The following is a 21,330-nucleotide window of genomic DNA, read 5'->3' as shown; positions in this document are numbered from 1 at the left end:
CACTACGGTTGCCCGAATGCGACCCGGCCACCCGTATGCCTCTGGTATGCGCTGAACGGGTGGCCTTCAACCGCTACTCCTCGGTCGGAAGCGCGACTTCCGTCGCCGCGTCGGGCCCCTGTTCCAGCAGGACGGCGAAGCCTTCCTCGTTGAGAACCGGAACCTTCAACTGCATCGCCTTGTCGTACTTCGATCCGGGATTGTCACCCACAACTACGAAAGCTGTCTTCTTGGAAACGGAACCGGTCACCTTTGCACCCCGGCTCTGGAGCGCATCTTTTGCGCCATCCCGTGTGTGGTGTTCGAGTGTTCCGGTCACGACGACGGTGAGGCCTTCGAGCGGTCGCGGCCCCTCGTCCTCTCCCCCGCCCTCTTCCTCCGTCCGTACGCCGGCCGCGCGCCACTTGCGCAGGATCTCCCGGTGCCACTCCTCCTCGAACCACTGCTTCAGGGATGCGGCGATGGTCGGGCCCACGCCCTCGACGGCGGCCAGCTCCTCCTCCGTGGCCTGCTCGACGCGGTCGATGGACCGGAACTCGCGGGCGAGCGCCTCCGCGGCGACCGGACCCACATGACGGATGGACAGGCCGGTGATGATCCGCGCGAGCGGGCGATCCTTGGCGGCCGCGATGTTCTCCAGCATCGAGAGGGCGTTCTTCTTCGCCTCGCCCTGCTGGTTGGCGAAGACCGTGGCGATCTTCTCCTCGCCCGACTTGGGGTCCCGCTTGGGCAGTCCGCTGTCCTGATCCAGTACGTACGCCTTGATGGGCAGGAGACGCTCGATGGTGAGGTCAAAGATGTCGCCCTCGTCCAGGATCGGCGGCTCGGACGGCTCAAGGGGCTTGGTGAGCGCGGCAGCGGCCACGTACCCGAAGTTCTCGATGTCCAGGCTCTTGCGGCCCGCGAGATAGAAGAGCCGCTCACGCAACTGAGCGGGGCAGGAACGGGCGTTGGGGCAGCGGAGGTCGATGTCGCCCTCCTTCATCGGCCGCAGCGCCGTCCCGCACTCCGGGCACTCCGCGGGCATGACGAACTCCCGCTCGGTGCCGTCCCGCAGATCGACCACGGGGCCGAGGATCTCGGGGATGACGTCGCCCGCCTTGCGCAGGACGACCGTGTCCCCGATGAAGACGCCCTTCTTCTTCACCACGTCCTGGTTGTGCAGGGTGGCGAACTCGACCTCGGATCCCGCGACCGTGACCGGCTCCACCTGGGCGTACGGCGTGACGCGGCCGGTGCGGCCGACGCCCACGCGGATGTTCACCAGCTTAGTGTTGACCTCCTCGGGGGCGTACTTCCAGGCGATCGCCCAGCGCGGGGCGCGCGAGGTGGAGCCGAGGCGGCCCTGGAGCGGGATCTCGTCCAGTTTCACCACGACGCCGTCGATCTCGTGCGCCACGGAGTGGCGGTTCTCGCCGAAGTACGTGATGAACTCCCGCACGCCGTCGAGCCCTTGGACCACCTTGTTGTGCTGGGCGGTGGGCAGGCCCCAGTCGCGCAGGAGGTCATAGGCGTGGCTGAGGCAGTCGATGTCGAAGCCCTCGCGGGCGCCGATGCCGTGCACCACCATGTGCAGCGGGCGCGTGGCCGTGACGCGCGGGTCCTTCTGGCGCAGTGAACCCGCCGCCGCGTTGCGCGGGTTGGCGAAGGGCTTGTCGCCGGCCTCCACCAGGCGGGCGTTCAGCTCCTCGAACTTCTCCATCGGGAAGAAGACCTCGCCGCGGATCTCGACCAGGGCGGGGATCTTGTCGCCCTTGAGGCGGTCCGGGATGTCCGCGATCGTGCGGACGTTCGGCGTGATGTCCTCGCCGGTGCGGCCGTCGCCACGGGTCGCCGCGCGGGTGAGCTTGCCGTCCTCGTACGTGAGGTTCACGGCGAGGCCGTCGACCTTCAGCTCGCACAGGAAGTGGTGGTCACTGGCGCCCACCTCCTTGGCGACGCGGTCCGCCCAGGAGGCGAGCTCCTCGTCGTCGAAGGCGTTGTCCAGGGAGAGCATGCGCTCGCGGTGCTGGACCGAGGTGAACTCGGTCTCGTACGCCCCGGAGACCTTCTGGGTGGGCGAATCGGGCGTACGAAGCTCCGAGTACTGCTCTTCCAGGGCCTCGAGCGAGCGAAGGAGCCTGTCGAACTCGGCGTCACTGACGACCGGTTGGTCGTTCACGTAGTACCGGAAGCGGTGCTCCTCGATCTGTTCGGCCAGCTGGGCGTGCTGATCCCGTGCCTCGGCGGGCACAGAGCCTTGCTGTTCGACAGCCACCGTTTCGTCCTCCCGTTACGTCATACCCAATTACTCAGGGTTGTCCGCGAGTGATCTCGCCGCCCTGGCGCAGTGGGCGAGCGCCGCGCGCGCGTACGCGGGGGAAGCCCCCGCGAGCCCGCACGACGGGGTGACCACGACCGACTCCGCGAGAGAACCCGGATTCAGCCCCAGCCTGCGCCACAGCGTCCTGACACCCATGACGCTACCGGCAGGGTCTGACAATGGGTCGTCCACGCCCGGCACGACACCGACGAAGAGCTTCGTGCCGCCCTCGACGGCCTCACCGATCGCCTCGTCGTCACGCTCGGTGAGCAGCGAGAAGTCGAACGAGACGGCGTCCGCCCCGGCCCTGCGCAGCAGTGCGAACGGCACGTCCGGCGCGCACGAGTGCACGACCGCGGGACCGTCCCCGTGGACGCCGATGACCTCGCGCAGGGTGCTCTCCACCAGCTGCCGGTCCACGGCGCGGTGGGTGCGGTACTCGCTCGCCGTCTTGATGTGTCCGCGCAGCACGGCCATGAGCGAGGGTTCGTCGAGCTGGAGCACTATCTGGGCGCCAGGGATACGGCGGCGTAGGTCAGCGAGATGGGCGCGCAGGCCCTCGGCGAGGGATCCGGCCAGGTCACGGCAGGCGCCCGGGTCGGAGAGCGCGGCCTCGCCGTTCTTCAGCTCCAGGGCCGCGGCCAGGGTCCACGGCCCGACGGCCTGCACCTTGACCGGCCCTTCGTAGCCCTGGGTGAACTCCTCCAGGGCGTCGAGGTCTTCGCCGAGCCACGCCTTGGCGCGGCGCGTGTCCCGTCCCGGCCGGTCGCCGATGCGCCAGCCGCTGGGCTCCACGCGCGCGTAGAGCTCGACCAGCATTCCGGCCGTCCGCCCGATCATGTCGGCGCCGGGCCCCCGCGCGGGCAGCTCGGCGAGGTACGGGAACTCCTCGAAGCTGCCCGTGACGGTCTTCGCGGCCTCACGCGCGTCGCCGCCCGGCATGGAACCGATGCCGGTCGCGGCGCCCCAACGATGCGTGCTCACTGTCCCGGCCGCACCGTCAGATCGTTGACCTCCGCGTCGCGCGGCAGGTCGATCGCCATCAGGATCGCCGTGGCGACCGACTCCGGGTCGATGAACCGGGAGGGGTCGTACGCCTTGCCCTCCTGCTGGTGGACCTTGGCCTGCATGGCGCTCGCCGTGCGGCCCGGGTAGACGGAGGTGACGCGGACGCCGTTCGCGTGCTCCTCGGCGCGCAGGGCGTCGGCGAGGGCCTTGAGGCCGTGCTTGGAGGCGGCGTAGGCCGACCAGTCGGCGTGGGCGCTCAGGCCCGCGCCCGAGTTGACGAAGACCACGTGGCCCTGGGCGACGCGGAGTTGGGGCAGGAAGTGGCGGGTCAGCTCGGCGGGGGCAATGAGGTTGACGTTGAGCTGATGACGCCAGGACTTGGGGGTGAGGTCACCGACCTTGCCCAGGTCGACGACGCCCGCGATGTGCAGCAGGGAGTCCACCCGGTCGGGCAGCGACTGGTGGCCGAAGGCCCAGGAGAGCTTGTCCGGGTCGGAGAGGTCGCCCACGAGCGTCGTTGACCCGGGGAACTGTGCGGCCAGTTCCTTCGCCCGGCCCGCGTCCCGTGCGTGCAGGACGAGTGCCTCGCCGCGTGCGTGGAGGCGGCGGGCGACGGCCGCGCCGATGCCGGAGCCGGCCCCGGTGATCACATGTGTTGCCATGCGTACATCGTCGCACCCCGACAGGCTCGCAGATCAGCGCGTACCCATGCACTCCTCCAGGTAGGCGAGCGCGCCGACCGGCTCCTCGGCGAAGAAGACGAGACCGGTCAGCGGCACCGGCAGGAAGCCCTCGTCCTCCATGCGCTGGAACTGCTCCTTCAAGCCGTCGTAGAAGCCCGCCGAGTTGAGCAGGACCACCGGCTTGGTGTGCTTGCCGTGCTTCTTCAGCTCCAGGATCTCGGTGGCCTCGTCCAGCGTGCCCGTGCCGCCGACCATGATCACGATCGCGTCGGCCTTCTCCAGGAGCAGCGCCTTGCGCTCGGCGAGGTCACGCGCGATCACCATCTCGTCGGGCGCGGTGACGGCCCTGGCCTTGGCGGCGAGGAAGTCCACGGAGACGCCGACGAGCCCTCCGCCCGCCTCGTGCACACCATCGGCGACGACCTTCATCAGACCGCTCTCCGAACCGCCCCACACCAGGGTGTGGCCGCCCTTGCCGAGCAGCTCGGCGAATTCCCGCGCGGGGCGGGTGTAGCGGTCGGGGAGGTCGGCTGCGGAGAGGAAGACACAGATGTTCATGGCCTCACCGTACGATCCGGCACAGACTGATAGGGACGCGGCCGCTCACAGAAGGAGACCGCTGTGACTGCAGGACACAAGATCACCATCGAGCAGGGCACCGACACCGTACGGGTGATGCACGAGGGCCAGGTGGTGGCCGAAAGCAGCCGCCCGCTGCTGCTGCGCGAGACGGGCTACCCGGTGCGCTACTACCTCCCCCCGGAGGACGTACGCACCAGTCTCCTGACGCCCTCGGACACGACGACGTACTGCCCGTTCAAGGGAACGGCCTCCTACTGGTCGCTGCCGGACGCGAAGGACGCGGTGTGGGGCTACCCGGAGCCGAAGGAGGCCGTGGCCGAGATCAAGGACCACTTCTGCTTCTACGAAGTAGAAGCAGTGTGAGGCACGTCCGAAGGGCCTAGACCACGGCCGTGGCCCTCTCCGTCGTCGCGATCGTCGCCGAGCCGACCACGCGCGAGCCGTCGTAGAGCACGATCGCCTGGCCGGGGGCCACGCCGCGTACGGGCTCGTCGAAGGAGACCACCAGCTCGTCGTCGACCAGCTCCGCGCGCACCGGCGTCTCGCCGCCGTGCGCCCGCAGCTGCGCGGTGTACGTGCCGGGCCCGGAGGGGGCCGCGCCGCACCAGCGGGGCTTGATGGCCGTCAGGCCCGTGACGTCCAGGGCGTCGACCGGGCCGACCGTCACGGTGTTGTTCACCGGGGAGATGTCCAGGACGTAGCGCGGCTTTCCGTCGGGGGCCGGGGTGCCGATCCGCAGGCCCTTGCGCTGGCCGATGGTGTATCCGAAGGCGCCCTCGTGGGTGCCCAGCTTGTTCCCCTCGGCGTCGACGATGTCGCCCTCCGCCTTGCCGAGGCGGTCGGCGAGGAAGCCCTGGGTGTCGCCGTCGGCGATGAAGCAGATGTCGTGGCTGTCGGGCTTCTTGGCGACGGCAAGGCCGCGCTCCTCGGCCTCCGCGCGGATCTCCTCCTTGGTGGTGAGCGTGTCACCGAGGGGGAACATCGCGTGGGCGAGCTGGCGGTCGTCCAGGACCCCCAGCACGTACGACTGATCCTTGGCCATGTCCGACGCGCGGTGCAGCTCGCGCGTGCCGTCGTCGTTCACGACCACCGTGGCGTAGTGGCCGGTGACCACCGCGTCGAAGCCAAGGGCGAGGGCCTTGTCCAGGAGCGCCGCGAACTTGATCTTCTCGTTGCAGCGGAGGCACGGGTTGGGCGTGCGCCCCGCCTCGTACTCGGCGATGAAGTCCTCGACCACGTCCTCGCGGAACCGCTCGGCCAGGTCCCAGACGTAGAACGGGATGCCGATGACGTCCGCGGCGCGGCGGGCGTCGCGGGAGTCCTCGATGGTGCAACAGCCTCGCGCGCCCGTGCGGAACGATTGCGGGTTCGCCGAGAGTGCCAGGTGCACTCCGGTCACGTCGTGCCCTGCTTCGGCGGCACGCGCGGCGGCGACGGCGGAGTCCACGCCGCCCGACATGGCGGCGAGTACGCGAAGGGGGCGGGGGCGCTGCGGGGTCTGGGTCTCAGTCATAGCTCTAACAGGGTACGGGCCCGCGGGAACCAGACGCCCGTGAGTAAGCGTTGACGATCACATGGGGGAAGAACAGGACTCGACGGCGGAGCAGAAGCGGGGGCGCCGCGGCGTCAACCGGCGGACACTCCTGATCGGCGGCGCAGCGGCGGCCGTCGGCACGGCCGCGCTCGCGTCGGACGAGCTGGGCCGCCTGTGGTGGCGCCTTCCGGGCGTGGTGAAGAAGCGCGAGGAGGGCGCGGTCGACGCCAAGGGCGCCCAGTGGGTCGCCGCGTCCGACTACAACTGGCGCCGGGCCGACCGGCCCGACGACTACGGCATCGACATGGTCGTCATCCACGTCGTACAGGGCGGGTACGCGACGGCGCTCAGGGTCTTCAAGGACCCGGCGCACGGCGCGGCGGCCCACTATGTGGTGCGCAAGGACGGCCACGTGGCCCAGATGATCCGCGAGCTGGACGTGGCGTTCCACGCGGGGAACAAGAGCTACAACGAACGGAGCATCGGCATCGAGCACGAGGGCTTCGTCGACAAGAAGTCCTCGTTCACCGACGCGATGTACGCGTCGTCGGCGCGTCTCACCGCCGGCATCTGCAAGCGGTACGACATCCCGGTGGACCGGGAGCACATCGTCGGGCACGTGGAGGTGCCGGGCACGGACCACACGGACCCCGGGCCGCACTGGGACTGGGACCGGTACATACGGCTGGTCCGCAAGGCCCGCACCGCCCTCAAGTGAGGTGACCTACCGCAGGTGCACCGGCAGCGACTCCACGCCGTACACGATGGACAGCTTGCGGAAGGCGAGTTCCTCGGGGGCGAGCGCGAGCCGCATCTCGGGGAAGCGCTTCACGAGGGCCGGGTAGGCGGCGCGCAGCTCCATGCGGGCCAGTTCGGCGCCGATGCAGCGGTGGATGCCGTAGCCGAAGGCGAGGTGGCCGGAGGCCTTGCGGTGCGGGTCGAAGCCGCCGCCGTCGGGGGTGTACCTGGCGTCGCGGTTGCCACCGCTCAGGGAGCACAGGACCAGGTCGCCCTTGGGGATGAGCACCCCGGCTATCTCGATGTCCTCCCGGGCGAACCGCGGGAAGGCCACCTGTACGACCGTGAGGTAGCGCAGCGCCTCCTCGACGAAGGGGGCGGCCGCCGCGTCGTCCTCGCGCAGCCGCGCGGCGGTCTCCGGGGCCTGGAGGAGCAGCAGGGAGCCGAGGGCGACCATGCTCGCGGTCGTCTCGAAGCCGCCGGTGAGGATGCCGTCGGCGAGACCGGCGAGCTCCTCGTCGTCGACGGTGTCGCCGTGCTCCTTCACGATCATGCCGAGCAGTCCGTCGCCCGGGTTCTCGCGCTGCTTCTTGACGACGTCACGGAAGTAGGAGAGCGAGGCGGACATGGCCCCGAAGGGGGCGGTCGCGCCGCCGAAGAGGTCGAAGCGCTCCATGGCCAGCTGCTGGAAGTCGTGGCGGTCCTCGTACGGCACGCCGAGCAGCTCGCAGATCGTCAGCGAGGGGATCGGAAGGGCGAAGGCCTGGACGAGGTCGACGGGCCCGTCGGCGGCCTCCATCGCGTCGAGCCGCTCCTCGACGATCGCCTCGATGCGGGGCGTGAGGCGGCGCAGCCTGCGCATCGTGAACTCGGGCGTGAGGATGCGGCGCAGATGCGTGTGGACCGGCGGGTCGCTGAAGCCGAGGCCGCCGGGGTTCTGCTCCTCGACGACGCCGGCGTTGCCCGCGAGGTTCGTGAAGTCGTTGCTGAAGGCGTCGGTCACGCCGAGGACGGCCTTCACCTCGTCGTAGCCGGTGACCACCCAGGCGTCCATGCCGAACGGCAGCGGCACCTTGGAGATCGGCTGCTCCGCCTGGTGCTCGGTGAGCCGGGCGACCGGGTCGAGCCCGTCGCGTCGCATCGGGGCGAGCAGCGGCTCGGGCAGCCGCGAGATCGCGGAGGCGCTGATCCCGTTCTTCTGGATCCGCGAGAGATATATGCGCCCGAGTCGCGCGGCGATGCGAGAGCGGAGGTTCGCCTTCAATGTGAACTCCATGAGGGGTTGTCGTGCAGCCCCGAAAAAAGGGGGGTTGTCGTGCAGCCCCGAACGCGCGGAGCGGACTCGCGAGCGGCAAGCATAGATCGGCGGGCTGTGGGCCTCGAATTCCGCTCCGGCGCCTGTCCGCCCTATAGCGGCTGAAACCGGCATCAACTCCGGGAGGATTCAACTGAGTCGAGCGTCACCCTGGTCACTTGTCGGCCCAAACCGTCATCAAACCGGCACCAGACCAGCACCAGACCGGCGTCGGACCGGCGTCGGTCTCAGCTCAGCCCGGCCGTGCGCGCCCGCTCCACCGCCGGACCGATCGCCTGGGCCACCGCGTCCACGTCCGCCTTCGTAGAGGTGTGCCCGAGCGAGAAGCGGAGCGTGCCGCGCGCCAGGTCGGGGTCGGTCCCGGTGGCGAGCAGGACATGGCTCGGCTGCGCCACTCCCGCCGTACAGGCCGAGCCGGTGGAGCACTCGATGCCCTGGGCGTCGAGCAGCAGAAGGAGGGAGTCGCCCTCGCAGCCGGGGAAGGTGAAGTGCGCGTTCGCGGGCAGCCGGTCGACCGGATCTCCCCCCAGGATCGCGCCCGGGACCGCATCACGCACGGCGGAGACCAGTTCGTCCCGCAGCGCGCCGATCTCCCGGGCGAACCACTCGCGCTGCTCCGCGGCGTGCCGCCCCGCCACGGCGAACGCGGCGATCGCGGGCACGTCGAGCGTCCCGGAGCGCACATGACGCTCCTGCCCGCCGCCGTGCAGGACGGGCACGGGGCTGTACTCGCGGCCCAGGAGCAGCGCCCCGATGCCGTACGGACCGCCGATCTTGTGCCCGGAGACGGTCATCGCGGCGAGCCCGGAAGCGCCGAAGTCCACGGGCAGCTGACCGAAGGCCTGCACCGCGTCGGCGTGCAGCGGGATGTCGAACTCCCCTGCTACATCGGCCAGTTCGCGGATCGGCTGGATGGTGCCGATCTCGTTGTTGGCCCACATGACGGTGGCGAGGGCGACGTCGTCGGGGTTACGCCCGATCGCCTCGCGCAGCGCTTCGGGGTGCACGCGGCCGTAGGCGTCGACGGGGAGGTACTCGACGGTGGCGCCTTCGTGCTCGCCCAGCCAGTGCACGGCGTCGAGGACGGCGTGGTGCTCGACGGGGCTGGCCAGGACCCGGGTCCGCGCGGGCTCGGCATCGCGCCGAGCCCAGTACAGGCCCTTCACGGCGAGGTTGTCGGCCTCGGTACCGCCCGCGGTGAAGACGGTCTCGCTGGGGCGCGCGCCGAGGGACTCGGCGAGCGTCTCGCGGGCCTCCTCGACGGTGCGTCGCGCCCGGCGCCCCGCGGCGTGCAAGGAGGACGCGTTGCCGGTGACGGCGAGCTGGGCGGTCATCGCCGCGATCGCCTCCGGGAGCATCGGAGTGGTCGCTGCGTGGTCGAGGTAGGCCATGGTGGGCACGATTCTACGAGCCGTGGCAGGCCCCGCGTCCAAGCGGTGTCAGCCCGCGAGACCCCACGACACGGTGTTGTCCATGGACATCAGCACGGCGAGGACGACGAGATCGGCCACGCCGAGCCCGAGTCCGAGGAGCGCGCGGCCCTTTCGGCTGGTCCCGCGCATGAGCGCGATCCCCGCGAGGACGATGGCGATCGGGCCGAGGAAGAGGTTCAGGACGAGCAGCCCGAGCAGGCCGAGGACGAACGAGGCGACGGCCATACCGTCGGTGTCACGCCGACCGGAAGGCTTGGGCGCGGACGAAGACGTGGACGTGGACTCAGGGTCGGTGGACGTGGACTCGGGGTCGGTGGACGTGGACTCAGGGTCGGTGGACGTGGACTCGGGGTCGATGGTCGTGAGTTCCATGGTGCGACTCCTTGTAGGTGCCGTACGGATCAGGACTGGTGGCGCGCATGCCGCTCGCGGATCGCGAACACCACGAGCCAGACGCCGATGACGGCGGCGGCGACGAGGGTGACGGGGAGGGGCGCATGGGCCACGGAGCCCAGGGCGACACCGAGCAGCAGGAGTGCGGCGACGAGGAACAGCATGGGTTGCCTCTCGTTGAGGAATTCGGTGAACGCTTGTGGTAACAACTGTTCACTGACCCAGGAGTCTACCGCCTCACCGGCTTCCCAATCTCGGAGAACAGTTGTTAACTGCATGGCATGAGTCACACTCTCGGCGTCCGGCAGGCCCAGAAGCAGAAGACCCGGCAGGCACTCCTCGACGCGGCGCTCCAGCTGCTCGAGGAGCAGAGCCTGAGCAGCCTGGGCCTGCGTGAGGTCACCCGCGCCGTGGGCGTGGCCCCCACCGCCTTCTACCGCCACTTCCACGACATGGCCGACCTGGGCGTGGCCCTGGTGGAGGAGGCGCTGAGCAGCCTGCACACCACGCTCGTCGCCCTCCTCGCGGCGACCGGCGACGGTGACGGCGAGGAACGCATCGCGGCGGCGGTCGAGTTGATCGTCGCGTACGTACGCACGCATCCAGCCCACGTCCGCTTCATCGCCCGCGAGCAGCACGGCGGAGTGCAGGCCGTGCGGTCCGCGATAGGCGATCAACTCACCTTGTTCGCACAGGAGGTGAAGGACCAGTTCGCCCGGGAGCCCGAGTCGGCGGGCTGGGACGAGGACGACCTCCTGATGCTGGCCAGGATGTACGTCGACCACATGGTGATGACCGCGTCCGCGCTCCTGGAGGCGGCACCCGGCACCGAGGAGCGGGTGGCGGCAGGCGCGCGCCGACAGCTGCGCCTGGTGTCGCTCGGACGGCACCACTGGCTGGACGAGCGGTAACAGGAGGAGCCACGCACGACCCGCGGCCCCACGGGCCTCGACTCTCACGTAAGGGGCTACTAGCCTTACGGTCATGACGACCGACCGCGACTGGACGCTCGACCAGACCTTCGCAGGACCGACCGGCTCCGTCCGCTGGGCCGCCCTCGGCCCCCAGGACGCACCGCCCCTCGTCCTGGTCCACGGCACCCCCTTCTCCTCGTACGTCTGGCGGGGCGTGGCCCGCGCGCTCTCCCGCGAACACCGCGTGTACGTATGGGACTTGCCCGGCTACGGAACCTCCGAGATGCGCTCCGGGCAGGACGTGACCCTGGCAGCGCAGGCCCGTGTCCTCACCGAGCTCCTCGCGCACTGGGGCCTCGACGAACCCGCCGTGGTGGCCCATGACTTCGGCGGCTGCGTCGCGCTGCGCGCCCACCTCCTGCACGGCGCCCGCTACGAACGTCTGGCCGTCGTCGACCCGGTGGCCGTCGCACCCTGGGGCTCCCCCGCCTACCGCCTGCTCGGCGCCAACGCCGACGTCTTCGCCCAGCTGCCGCCCGCCCTGCACGAGGCGCTCGTGCGCGAGTACGTCGGCTCGGCGAGCCACCGCGGTCTGCACCCGGCGGTGCTCGACCGCTTGGTCGAGCCCTGGTGCACCGAGGAGGGCAGAACCGCGTTCTACCGGCAGATCCAACAGAACGATCAGCGCTTCACGGACGAAGTCCAGGGCCGCTACGGCGAGTTGACGCTGCCCGTCCTCATCTGCTGGGGCACGGACGACACCTGGATCCCGGTGGAGCGCGGCCACGAGCTCGCCAAGCTGATCCCCGGCGCCGAGCTGCGTCTGATCGAGGGCGCGGGCCATCTCGTACAGGAGGACGCGTCGGCCGAACTCACCGGCGAGCTCAGCCGTTTCCTGCGTACAGACCGGTGACCGCGGCGGCGGCGCCCGCCAGCTCGGCGCGCACCTCCGGCGGCGAGAGCACCTCCACACTGGCGGCGAACGGAAGCAGCGTGCGGGCGTCGCCGACGGTGCCGAACCCGAGCCGGACGGTGATCCACTCGCTCTCTCCGTCGTCCTCGGGGCGCGCGTTGAGGAACTGACCCTTGAGGCGCAGGAATTGGGCGTATCGGTCGCGCGCGACCCGCGCCGTCACGTCGACGCCGACCGGGCGGTCCTCGACCTGACGCTTCAGGACGCCCCAGACGTCGGCGAGCTCGACACCGGCCCTGCGCCGCACGGGCTGGTCCGTGCGGGTCGCCACCTGCACGCGGTCGGCGCGGAAGAGCCGTGGGGCACCGCGCCGGTCGGCGACCAGGTACCAGACGCCTGCCTTGGAGACGAGGCCGTAGGGGTCCACCGTGTAGGTGCGCGGCTCCGCGTCGCCGCTGTGCCGGTAGCGCAGGCGCAGCCGCCGGTCGGAGAAGACCGCGTCCTGCAGTACGTCGAGGTCGACGACGACCGGCTCCGAGCCGCGGGGCCCCGGCATCCAGCGCGCCGAGTCGACGAGGATGCGCCGACTGGTCAACTCGGCGGCGGGACGGTGTGGTTCGGGCAGCGCCGCCATGACCTTGCGCAGCGCGGAGCCGAGCGCCGCGTCGAGCCCGAGCGCGGCGTGCGCGCCCTGCGCTGCCAGGATGAACAGGGCCCGCGACTCGTCCGCCGTGAGCCCCGTGACATCCGTACGGAAGCCGGGCAGGAGGGCGATGCCCCCGTGCCGCCCGCGCTCCGCGTACACCGGGACGCCGGAGGTGGAGAGTGCCTCGATGTCGCGGTAGATGGTGCGCACGGAGACTTCGAGGCGCTCGGCCAGGTCATGGGCGGGGACCTGCCCGCGGGTCTGGAGCAGCAGCAGGATCGAGAGCAGCCGGTCGGATTTCACGCAGCCAAGGATGGCGGAAAAGCTGACATCAGCTGTCGCGTGGGGCCGGAGAGGGGCCGCGACAGGGGGCCCGAGAGGGATCGTGACAGGGGGTCGAGACAGGGAGCGGCAGGGGGTCGAGAGAGGGAGCGACAGGAGGTCAAGAGGGGGGCTTGTCGGTCCTTCCCAACTCCTGCTTATGATTCAGACGTGTTCGATTCCCGGCACATCAGGTCATTCCATGAAGTGGTCCGCACCGGTTCCTACTCCGCCGCCGCCCGCTCGCTCGGTTATACGCAGCCCGCGATCACCCAGCAGATGAAGGCGCTCGAACGGTCCGTCGGCACGGTCCTCTTCACCCGCGTCGGCCGCAGGATGCGGCTGACCGAGGCGGGCGAGGCGCTCTCCCGGCACGCGGGGATCATCCTCGGGAACATCGACGCCGCCCAGCAGCAGATGAAGGCCATCACCGGCCTGCGCACCGGGCGCGTCCGCGTCTGCGCCTTCCCCAGCGCCAACGCCACCTTGATCCCCGAGGCACTGTCCCGGCTCGCGGCGAGCCATCCCGGCGTGCGCGTCGAACTCCAGGAGAACGAACCGCCCGAGTCGCTCCAGCGCCTGGTGGACGGCGACTGCGACATCACGCTGGCCTTCCACTACCCCGGCCTCCACGAGGACGTGCCGGACGAGGTGGTGGAAGTCCCGCTGATGGAGGACCAGTTGACGGTGCTCATGCCGTCCCGCCACCCGCTGGCCCGGCGCCGCTCCGTCCGGCTCGTCGACCTCGCGGACGAGCGCTGGATCGCCGGCTGCCTGCGCTGCCGGGCCAACTTCCTGCACGAATGCGCCGAGCAGGGCTTCGCGCCGGACATCGCCTTCACCACGGACGACAACCTCGTCATCCAGAGCCTGGTCGCCGAGGGTCTTGGCATCGCGATGATGCCGGGACTCGTCCTCAACTTCCTGCGCCACCGCGAAGTGACGGGCCGCGCCCTCGATCCGGCGTCACGGCGGCAGGTCTCGGCGTACGTACTCCGGGAGCACCTGCGGATACCGGCGACGGCGCTGGTCCTCGAGCAGCTCAAGGCGGTGGCGGCGAACCGGGTGGGCTGCTGAGGCCCACCCTGCTGTGGCACGCCCCGCTGAAGCACGCCCCGCTGAAGTACGCCCTGCCATGACACTCCATCCATAAGCGAAAGTTGGAGTACGGCTTAGAAACTGTCGTTGGACGTGATGGAAGCGCGGCAGGACGCTGCCTGTATGAGTGCCTCCACCACCGCGTACCGCGCAGCCCGCACCACCGGGCGCCTCCACGAACTCGTCGCCGGCATCCGCGAGGCCGTCGGCCGGGGCCTTCCGCCCGATCTGACGGCCTATCTGGTCGGCGAGCGGCTCGCGCCGCATCTGGGCGCGGCCGACCTGCTCACCGACGAACAGTGCGAGGGCGACCCCGAGCGCTACCGGCAGCATCTGCTGCACGCCGAGCACGACGGCAGCTTCTCCGTGGTCGGCCTCGTCTGGCTGCCGGGTCAGCACACGCCGGTCCACGACCACGTCTCCTGGTGCGTCACCGGCGTCCACGAGGGCGCGGAGCACGAGCGGCGCTACCGGCTCGTCCCGGCCGCGTCCGGCGCCCCGGCGCGGCTCGTCGCCACCGAGGACCTGGTCAACCGGCAGGGCACGGTGTGCGGTTTCGCGCCGCCCGGGGACATCCACCGCGTCTGGAACGCCGGTACGGGGCGGGCGATCTCGCTCCACGTGTACGGCGCGGACATATCCCGCCTGGGCACCAGCGTGCGCCGGGTGTACGAACTGCCGGCCGACCGCTGATGGCGCTCCTGGGGCAGCGTCAGCGGGTCGCCGCGGTGGCTCCTCCCCCTGCCCGCGGCCCATGGCCGGGGCTTGCCCTGGCCGCCCTCGGTGTCGCGGCGGCCTGGGCGACGCACGCGCTGATCCCGGCGGTCCCGATGCTGACGGCTGCGGTGGTGCTCGGCCTCGCGGCGGCTCATGTGCCAGGCGTGCGGGCCGTCGTACGAGGCCGGGCCAAGGCCGGTCTCTCCCTCGCCGGGAAGCGGTTGATGCGGCTCGGCATCGTCCTGCTCGGCCTGAAGCTGAGCCTGGACGACGTCCTCGGGCTCGGCTGGGCGACGGTGGGGATGGTGCTCGGGGTGGTCGCGGCGACGTTCTTCGGGACGTGGTGGCTGGGCCGCCGCATGGGCCTGCCCGGCGACCAGCCGCTCCTGATAGCCACCGGCTACTCGATCTGCGGGGCGTCCGCGATCGGCGCGGTCAGCGAGGCGACCGAGAGCGAGGAGCGGGACGCGGCGGTTTCGGTGGCGTTGGTGACGCTCTGCGGAACGCTCGCGATAGCCGTACTTCCGCTGCTGCAGGGGCCGTTGGGGCTGAGTGACGCGGAGTTCGGCCGGTGGGCCGGGGCGAGCGTGCACGACGTGGGGCAGGTGGTGGCCACCGCGCAGACCGCGGGGGCGGGGGCGCTTGAGGACGCGGTGCTGGTGAAGCTGATGCGGGTGGCGTTGCTTGCGCCGCTGGTGGCGGGGGTTGCGTTCGCCCTGCGGGCGCGTACCGCTGCTCCGGGCGGGGCCCGGCGGCGCGCCCCTCTGCTGCCGCTGTTCGTGGTGGGGTTCCTGGGGATGGTGGCGGTACGCAGTACGGGCTGGGTTCCGGGCTCGCTCCTGGACGCGGCGGGCCACGCCCAGGAACTCCTCCTGGCGGCGGCCCTGTTCGGCCTCGGCTCGGCGGTGGACCTGCCGTCACTGACCCGAACGGGCGGGCGGATGGCGGTGGTTGGGCTGTGTGCGTGGGTGGTGGTTGCGGGGGCTTCTTATGGGGGCGTGCTGTTGGTGGGGTAAGGGGAATTTTCCCCAACCCCGCCCCTTCCCGAAAACCCGCCGGCTCGGGGGCCCTCCTCAGTCGCCGGAGGGGCTGAAAATTCAGCCCCTCCGGCGACTGAGGAGCGGGGTCTGGGGCGGAGCCGCAGTTCGGGAAGGGGTGGAGGGGATTGGGAAAGCCCCGCAGGGACCGCCCTTGCCTCACCCCAGGCGGACCCGCGCCAGCTGCCGGGACTGGGCCACCAGGCGGTCCTCGCTGTCCCAGACCTCCGCGTCCTCCTCCAGGAAGCCCCCCGCGAGGTTCCGCGTGGTGATGGACACCCGAAGAGGACCGGCCGCGGGCTTCGCCCGGACATGCACGGTCAGCTCCACCGTCGGCACCCAGCCGGAGATGCCCAGCTCGAAGGCGGTCGGCGGCAACGCGTCCACCGTCAGCAGCAGCGACAGCGGATCCGCGTCACGCCCGTCCGCCAGTCCGAACCAGGCCCGCATCTCCCCCTTGCCGGAGGGCTGGCCGAGGGCCCACCCCAGGGTGGAGGGGTCCAGCTTCAGGAAGAGCCGGTCGCTGATCGCCGAGCTGCCGGGGACGGGGCGGTGGTCCGGCGCGTCCTGCGGACCGAAGCACTGGTCGAGCGGTGGCAGCGCCGGGGGCTCGGCTGTCGTACGGACGTCGTCGGGAAGCCCCGCCAGATCTCCGTACGAGGCGAGCACGCGGATCCGCTCCACCTCACGCCCCTCCTCGTCGTACTGGAAGAGCGAGGCCTGCCCGGTGGACAGGGTCCGCCCCGTGCGGGCCGTGTCCGTGCGGATCACGGCGGGGCCGGGGTGGGACGCCGTCAGGTAGTGCGCGGAGACCGTGAAGGGATCCGCGTGCGGCAGGGCGTCGGCCAGCGCGCGGCCGAGGACCGCGAGGAGGTAGCCGCCGTTCACCGCGTTGATGATCGTCCACCCGGCCGAGAGGTCGATGTCGTAGACACCGGGCTCGCGCCGGGTGACCGCTGTGTCGCGGTCGAACTCGCTGTCGCCGATGCTCGCGGGCACCGCTGCCGGTATGGATGTTGCCTCTGCCATGCCAGCAACGTACAACATGAAATTACTGAGCGGTAGCTTTGCCTGCCGAGTCCCCGTCTACGACGACGCCTCCTCCACCTCCACCGCCGTCGACCGTCGGTGCCAGGCCCGCGGGGCGCGCCAGTGGTAGCGCAGCGCGAGCAGCCGCAGGACGAAGGTCGTGATCACGGCGAGGGTGCTGGTGAAGGCGTTCACCATGTCGTAGTTGATGCAGAGCGCGACCATCGCGGAGCCGACGATCGCGGGCACGGCGTACAGGTCACGGTCCCAGCGCACCAGCGAGGGCACCTCGTTGGCGATGATGTCGCGCAGCACGCCGCCGCCCACCGCGGTGGCGAGACCCAGGGCCGCCGACGCGGTGAGGCCGAGGCCGTAGTCGTATGCCTTGGTCGTGCCCGTGACGCAGAAGAGGCCGAGGCCCGCCGCGTCGAAGACGTTCACCGCGAGCTGGGTGCGCTCCACCTCCGGGTGCAGGAAGAACACCAGGGCGGCGGCGAACAGCGGTGTGATGAAGTAGCCGAGGTCGACGAAGGCGGCGGGCGGCACCGCCCCGATGACCACGTCACGGAAGATCCCCCCGCCCAGGGCGGTGACCTCGGCGAGCACGACGATCCCGAAGACGTCGAAGTTCTTGCGTACGGCGAGCAGGGCGCCGGAGATCGCGAAGACGAAGATCCCGACGATGTCGAGCGCGTGCTGGACGGAGGGACTGAACAGATCCTGGATCACGCGACATTCTTACCTGCCCGCCGTCACGGGCCCCACCAGGGCGGCACCGCACGGACCGCGGGCGGCGGCTACAGGGCAGGCTTGCCCTTCGTGGACAGCCACGTGTGGAAGAGACCGTCGAGCTGCTTGCCCGAGATCTTCTCGGCGAGCCGGATGAAGTCGGCGGTGTTCGCGTTCCCGTACCGGTGCCGCTCGGCCCAGGCAGGAAGCAGCTTGAAGAACGCCTTGTCGCCGATGCGCTCGCGCAGGATCTGGAGTGTCATGGCGCCGCGCTGGTAGACGGCGGAGGCGAACATCGTGTCGCGCTGCGGATCGCCGACGCCGTCGGAGCCCGGGTGGGGCGCGGGCGCCGCGGCGATCAAGCAGAAGGAGGCGGCGGTGGCCAGTGCCCCCCAGACGTGCCGAACGGGAGAGTGCCATGAGTCATCCCTTCGCGCGTGTTCCGATGAGACGGACACGCAGACTCTGCGCTCTCCCGTATGGGCGCGTACATGACTTGGTGACTGATTTTTACCAAGTCATCAGGTGCTACTTGTCAGTTGACGCCTGACCCTTGGCTTCCGCTTCAGGAGCGTCCTTCGAGACCTCGTCCTTCGAGACGGTCTTCTTCGGAGCCGCGGCCTCCTCGGCCGTCTCCTCCGCCTTGCTCACCACCGACACCACGTCGATCGCCTCCCTGGCGACCTGCAGCAGCTTCGTGTCGCCCGGCTGCTGGTCCTCGGCGTTCTCCGGGTGGTGGCACGCCACCTGGTGGCCGGACGCGAGGGGGATCAGCGGTGGCTCCTTCGTCGCGCAGACCTCCGTCGCCTTCCAGCAGCGCGTGTGGAAACGGCAGCCGGTGGGCGGGTCGATCGGCGAGGGGACGTCACCGTGCAGCAGGATGCGCTCACTCTGGACGCCGCGCCGCCTTGGGTCGGGCACCGGCACCGCGGAGAGCAGCGCCTTGGTGTACGGGTGCATCGGCGTGGAGTAGAGGTCCTTGCGGTCCGCGAGCTCCACGATCTTGCCGAGGTACATCACCGCGATGCGGTCCGAGACGTGCCGGATGACCGAGAGGTCGTGCGCGATGATCACGTACGTGAGACCGAGCTCGTCCTGGAGGTCGTCCAGGAGGTTGACCACCTGCGCCTGGATGGAGACGTCCAGGGCGGAGACGGGCTCGTCGGCCACGACCAGCTTGGGCCGCAGCGCGAGGGCGCGCGCGATGCCGATGCGCTGGCGCTGACCGCCGGAGAACTCGTGCGGGTAGCGGTTGTAGTGCTCGGGGCTGAGCCCCACGCGCTCCAGCATCTCCTGCACGTGCTTCTTCAGGCCGCCCTCGGGCTTGACGCCCTGCAGCTTGAACGGCGCACCGACGATCGTGCCGATGGTGTGCCGCGGGTTCAGCGACGAGTACGGGTCCTGGAAGATCATCTGCACGTCGCGGCGCAGTGGCCGCATCTTGCCGGTGTTCAGGTGCGTGATGTCCACGCCCTCGAACTCCACGCGCCCCGCGGTCGGTTCGAGCAGGCGGGTGATCAGACGGCCCATCGTCGACTTGCCGCAGCCGGACTCGCCCACGACGCCGAGCGTCTCACCGGGTCGTACGTCGAAGGAGAGACCGTCGACGGCCTGCACCGCCGCGACCTGGCGCTGGAGCAGGCCCTTCTTGATGGGGAAGTGCTTCACCAGGCCGTCGACCTTGAGCAGCGGCTCGGGTGAGTCCTTCTCCTTCGTCTGCGCCGGGATCGTCATCTCCTGGCCCTTCGCCTGGTCTTTCGTGTCGTCTTTCACAGCTTCGGCGCAATCTCTTCGGTCCAGATCCGGGTGCGCTCGTCCTGCGACATGTGGCAGGCGGAGAAGTGGCCCGAGGCGACCTGGCGCAGCTCGGGGCGCTCGCGGCGGGTGATCTGGTCCTTGGGGATGTCGGCGTAGGGGCAGCGCGGGTTGAAGGCGCAGCCCTCCGGCAGGTTGATCAGGCTGGGCGGGGAACCCTTGACCGGCACGAGACGGTCGGTCTCCTCGCGGTCGATGCGCGGCATCGACCCCAACAGGCCCCAGGTGTAGGGGTGCTGGGGCTCGTAGAAGACCTTCTCCGCGGTACCCCGCTCGACGCAGCGCCCGCCGTACATCACGAGCAGCTCGTCCGCCATCTCGGCGACCACGCCCAGGTCGTGCGTGATCATGATGACCGCGGAGCCGAACTCCTTCTGCAGGTCCCGGATGAGGTCGAGGATCTGCGCCTGGACGGTGACGTCCAGGGCGGTCGTCGGCTCGTCCGCGATGAGCAGCTCGGGGTTGTTCACCAGGGCCATGGCGATCATCGCGCGCTGGCGCATGCCGCCGGAGAACTCGTGCGGATAGCTGTCGACCCGCTTGTCCGGCTGGGGAATGCCCACCCGGTCGAGCATCTCGATGGCACGCTTGCGGGCGACCTTCTTGTCCACGTCGTGGTGGACCCGGTACGCCTCCATGATCTGCTTGCCGATGGAGTAGTACGGGTGCAGCGCGGACAGCGGGTCCTGGAAGATCATCGCCATGTCGCGGCCACGCAGCTTGCGCACCTTGTTCGGGTCCGCGCTGAGCAGCTCCGTGCCGTTCAGCCAGATCTCGCCGGAAAGCCGCGGCTTGCGGCTGCCGTACTGCCCGGCGGTGTGCAGGCCGAGGATGCCCAGCGAGGTGACCGACTTGCCGGAGCCGGACTCGCCGACGATGCCGAGGGTCTTGCCCTTCTCCAGCTGGAAGCTGAGCCCGTCGACGGACTTGACCAGGCCGTCGTCGGTCGGGAAGTGCACCTTCAGGTCGCGTACTTCGAGGAAGGCGGTGGGAGCGACCGAATCGGGGACGGGTTCTCCGACCGCCGCTCCGGTCTTGTGCAGTTCGGTCATCCCAGCCTCACTCGCGGGTCGATGACGGCGTACAGAAGGTCGACGACGAGGTTGGCAAGCGCGATCGCGAGCGACGCGCACAAGGTGACGCCGAGGATCACCGGCAGGTCCTTGTTGCTGATGGCCTTGACCGCCTCGAGACCGAGCCCCGGCAGGTTGAAGGTGGATTCGGTGAGGACGGCGCCACCCATGAGCACGCCGAGATCCAGGCCGAAGACGGTGAGGATCGGCGTCATCGCGGAGCGCAGCGCGTGCCGCCTGATGACGACGGCCTCGCCGAGCCCCTTGGCGCGCGCGGTGCGGATGTAGTCCTCGCCGAGCACTTCCAGCATGGTGGCGCGGGTGAGTCGCGCGTACATGGCGGCGTTGAGGAACGCGAGCACGATCCAGGGAAGGATCAGGGTCTCGAACCAGATGTTGATCGGGTCGTCCGTGGTGAGGGTGTCCTCGATCTTCACCCAGCCGAGGGTGTGGACGAAGAGCCCCATCGCGATCATGCCGGTGAAGAAGACCGGCAGGGAGACGCCGCCGAGGGCGGTGATCATCGCGGAACGGTCCCAGATGGTGCCGCGCTTGAGCGCGGAGAGCACGCCGGTGGCGACACCGGCGACCAGCCACAGCACACAGGCACCGGCGGCGAGCGCACCGGTGACGGGCAGCGCGTCCTTGAGGGTCTCCCAGACAGGTGCCTCGGTACGGAAGGAGTACCCGAAGCAAGGGGCCGGACAGTGGGTCACGTCGGACCCGTTGGCGTAGTCACGCCCCATCGGGATGCCCTTGACGAAGTCCCAGAACTGGACGAGCAAAGGATCGTCCAGGCCCAGTTTGATGCGGATGCCCGCGAGCTGCTCGGCACCCGACGACTTGCCGGCGAAGAGGACGGCGATGTCCTGTCCCGCCCACTTGGGCAGCATGAAGAAGACGGTGAAGGTCGCGAGCAGTACGACCAGCACCATGACGACAACGGCGATCAGGCGCCGGATGAGATAAGCAAGCACTGTGCGCGGCCCGGCGGTGACCGGCACCCCCTTGTGAGGGGTCCCGGTCACCGCCCGGGGCCATCACCTGCCC

General features: G+C 70.1%; 22 protein-coding genes and 1 pseudogene. 7 read left to right on the top strand and 16 right to left on the bottom strand.

The features are described 5' to 3' along the window. Window positions 1-73: 73 nt before the first annotated feature. From ligA to AC5P1C_RS28320, 4 genes are read right to left on the bottom strand one after another with little or no spacing between them, the layout of a single operon-like run. A complete protein-coding gene (gene ligA, locus AC5P1C_RS28335) occupies window positions 74-2,257 on the bottom strand; it encodes an NAD-dependent DNA ligase LigA (RefSeq protein WP_493868778.1) in 2,184 nt (727 codons plus the stop codon). A gap of 30 nt (window positions 2,258-2,287) precedes the next feature. Then, window positions 2,288-3,286 carry a methionine synthase gene (locus AC5P1C_RS28330; RefSeq protein WP_493868777.1) on the bottom strand — a complete coding sequence of 333 codons (999 nt, stop codon included), beginning with the start codon at window positions 3,284-3,286 and terminating at the stop codon, window positions 2,288-2,290. Beyond that, window positions 3,283-3,972, bottom strand: coding sequence for an SDR family oxidoreductase (locus AC5P1C_RS28325; RefSeq protein ID WP_493868776.1), 690 nt, complete (start codon window positions 3,970-3,972; stop codon window positions 3,283-3,285). The genes AC5P1C_RS28330 and AC5P1C_RS28325 overlap by 4 nt, the downstream gene beginning before the upstream one ends. A gap of 33 nt (window positions 3,973-4,005) precedes the next feature. Then, window positions 4,006-4,551, bottom strand: coding sequence for an LOG family protein (locus tag AC5P1C_RS28320; RefSeq protein WP_493868775.1), 546 nt, complete (start codon window positions 4,549-4,551; stop codon window positions 4,006-4,008). 63 nt (window positions 4,552-4,614) lie between these two features. Between AC5P1C_RS28320 and AC5P1C_RS28315 the strand changes: the two genes are divergently transcribed. Beyond that, window positions 4,615-4,938, top strand: a complete 324-nt coding sequence (locus AC5P1C_RS28315; protein WP_493868774.1) for a DUF427 domain-containing protein — start codon at window positions 4,615-4,617, stop codon at window positions 4,936-4,938. Between the two features lie 16 nt (window positions 4,939-4,954). Here the strand turns inward: AC5P1C_RS28315 and mnmA are convergent, their stop codons facing one another. Further along, window positions 4,955-6,088, bottom strand: coding sequence for a tRNA 2-thiouridine(34) synthase MnmA (gene mnmA, locus AC5P1C_RS28310; RefSeq protein ID WP_493868773.1), 1,134 nt, complete (start codon window positions 6,086-6,088; stop codon window positions 4,955-4,957). 61 nt (window positions 6,089-6,149) lie between these two features. Between mnmA and AC5P1C_RS28305 the strand changes: the two genes are divergently transcribed. Next, window positions 6,150-6,827 carry an N-acetylmuramoyl-L-alanine amidase gene (locus AC5P1C_RS28305; RefSeq protein ID WP_493868772.1) on the top strand — a complete coding sequence of 226 codons (678 nt, stop codon included), beginning with the start codon at window positions 6,150-6,152 and terminating at the stop codon, window positions 6,825-6,827. Between the two features lie 6 nt (window positions 6,828-6,833). Here the strand turns inward: AC5P1C_RS28305 and AC5P1C_RS28300 are convergent, their stop codons facing one another. The 4 genes from AC5P1C_RS28300 to AC5P1C_RS28285 form a co-directional block, all read right to left on the bottom strand. Beyond that, the gene (locus AC5P1C_RS28300; RefSeq protein WP_493868771.1) at window positions 6,834-8,111 is read right to left on the bottom strand and encodes a cytochrome P450; all 1,278 of its coding nucleotides are present in this window, start codon (window positions 8,109-8,111) and stop codon (window positions 6,834-6,836) included. A 278-nt stretch (window positions 8,112-8,389) separates the two neighbouring features. Beyond that, window positions 8,390-9,553 (bottom strand): cysteine desulfurase family protein, encoded by a 1,164-nt coding sequence (locus tag AC5P1C_RS28295; protein ID WP_493868770.1) that lies wholly within the window; start codon window positions 9,551-9,553, stop codon window positions 8,390-8,392. Between the two features lie 48 nt (window positions 9,554-9,601). Further along, window positions 9,602-9,820: a DUF4190 domain-containing protein gene (locus tag AC5P1C_RS28290; RefSeq protein ID WP_493868825.1), complete on the bottom strand. Its 219-nt coding sequence runs from the start codon at window positions 9,818-9,820 to the stop codon at window positions 9,602-9,604. Between the two features lie 176 nt (window positions 9,821-9,996). After that, complete coding sequence (locus AC5P1C_RS28285; protein WP_493868769.1) at window positions 9,997-10,152, bottom strand: hypothetical protein; 156 nt, start codon at window positions 10,150-10,152, stop codon at window positions 9,997-9,999. Window positions 10,153-10,269: 117 nt separating this feature from the next. Between AC5P1C_RS28285 and AC5P1C_RS28280 the strand changes: the two genes are divergently transcribed. Next, entirely contained in the window at window positions 10,270-10,899 is a 630-nt protein-coding gene (locus AC5P1C_RS28280; RefSeq protein WP_493868768.1) for a TetR family transcriptional regulator, read from the top strand. Between the two features lie 73 nt (window positions 10,900-10,972). After that, window positions 10,973-11,815 (top strand): alpha/beta fold hydrolase, encoded by an 843-nt coding sequence (locus AC5P1C_RS28275; RefSeq protein WP_493868767.1) that lies wholly within the window; start codon window positions 10,973-10,975, stop codon window positions 11,813-11,815. On the opposite strand, the gene AC5P1C_RS28270 is transcribed toward AC5P1C_RS28275, so the two are convergent. Then, window positions 11,787-12,764 carry a helix-turn-helix transcriptional regulator gene (locus tag AC5P1C_RS28270; RefSeq protein ID WP_493868766.1) on the bottom strand — a complete coding sequence of 326 codons (978 nt, stop codon included), beginning with the start codon at window positions 12,762-12,764 and terminating at the stop codon, window positions 11,787-11,789. The two genes, AC5P1C_RS28275 and AC5P1C_RS28270, sit on opposite strands and share 29 nt — an antisense overlap. A 189-nt stretch (window positions 12,765-12,953) precedes the next feature. Between AC5P1C_RS28270 and AC5P1C_RS28265 the strand changes: the two genes are divergently transcribed. The 3 genes from AC5P1C_RS28265 to AC5P1C_RS28255 all read left to right on the top strand — a co-directional run bounded on the left by AC5P1C_RS28265 (window position 12,954) and on the right by AC5P1C_RS28255 (window position 15,613). Beyond that, window positions 12,954-13,859, top strand: coding sequence for a LysR family transcriptional regulator (locus tag AC5P1C_RS28265; RefSeq protein WP_493868765.1), 906 nt, complete (start codon window positions 12,954-12,956; stop codon window positions 13,857-13,859). A 144-nt stretch (window positions 13,860-14,003) separates the two neighbouring features. Continuing rightward, window positions 14,004-14,573, top strand: a complete 570-nt coding sequence (locus AC5P1C_RS28260) for a cysteine dioxygenase family protein (RefSeq protein ID WP_493868764.1) — start codon at window positions 14,004-14,006, stop codon at window positions 14,571-14,573. Then, complete coding sequence (locus AC5P1C_RS28255) at window positions 14,573-15,613, top strand: YeiH family protein (RefSeq protein ID WP_493868763.1); 1,041 nt, start codon at window positions 14,573-14,575, stop codon at window positions 15,611-15,613. The genes AC5P1C_RS28260 and AC5P1C_RS28255 overlap by 1 nt, the downstream gene beginning before the upstream one ends. Before the next feature lie 180 nt (window positions 15,614-15,793). Here the strand turns inward: AC5P1C_RS28255 and AC5P1C_RS28250 are convergent, their stop codons facing one another. The 6 genes and pseudogenes from AC5P1C_RS28250 to AC5P1C_RS28225 form a co-directional block, all read right to left on the bottom strand. After that, window positions 15,794-16,663: a thioesterase family protein gene (locus AC5P1C_RS28250; protein ID WP_493868762.1), complete on the bottom strand. Its 870-nt coding sequence runs from the start codon at window positions 16,661-16,663 to the stop codon at window positions 15,794-15,796. 57 nt (window positions 16,664-16,720) lie between these two features. Beyond that, window positions 16,721-17,392, bottom strand: a complete 672-nt coding sequence (locus AC5P1C_RS28245) for a trimeric intracellular cation channel family protein (protein ID WP_493868761.1) — start codon at window positions 17,390-17,392, stop codon at window positions 16,721-16,723. A gap of 68 nt (window positions 17,393-17,460) precedes the next feature. Beyond that, window positions 17,461-17,712 (bottom strand): annotated as a pseudogene (locus tag AC5P1C_RS28240) (M1 family aminopeptidase); the annotation flags it as partial. 208 nt (window positions 17,713-17,920) lie between these two features. Continuing rightward, window positions 17,921-19,126 carry an ABC transporter ATP-binding protein gene (locus AC5P1C_RS28235; RefSeq protein WP_493868824.1) on the bottom strand — a complete coding sequence of 402 codons (1,206 nt, stop codon included), beginning with the start codon at window positions 19,124-19,126 and terminating at the stop codon, window positions 17,921-17,923. A 35-nt stretch (window positions 19,127-19,161) separates the two neighbouring features. Then, window positions 19,162-20,259, bottom strand: coding sequence for an ABC transporter ATP-binding protein (locus AC5P1C_RS28230; protein ID WP_493868760.1), 1,098 nt, complete (start codon window positions 20,257-20,259; stop codon window positions 19,162-19,164). After that, window positions 20,256-21,257: an ABC transporter permease gene (locus AC5P1C_RS28225; RefSeq protein ID WP_493868823.1), complete on the bottom strand. Its 1,002-nt coding sequence runs from the start codon at window positions 21,255-21,257 to the stop codon at window positions 20,256-20,258. The genes AC5P1C_RS28230 and AC5P1C_RS28225 overlap by 4 nt, the downstream gene beginning before the upstream one ends. Between the last annotated feature and the right edge of the window lie 73 nt (window positions 21,258-21,330).

The organism is Streptomyces sp. A18 (assembly GCF_059026065.1).
This window is presented reverse-complemented; position numbering and strand designations above follow the sequence as displayed.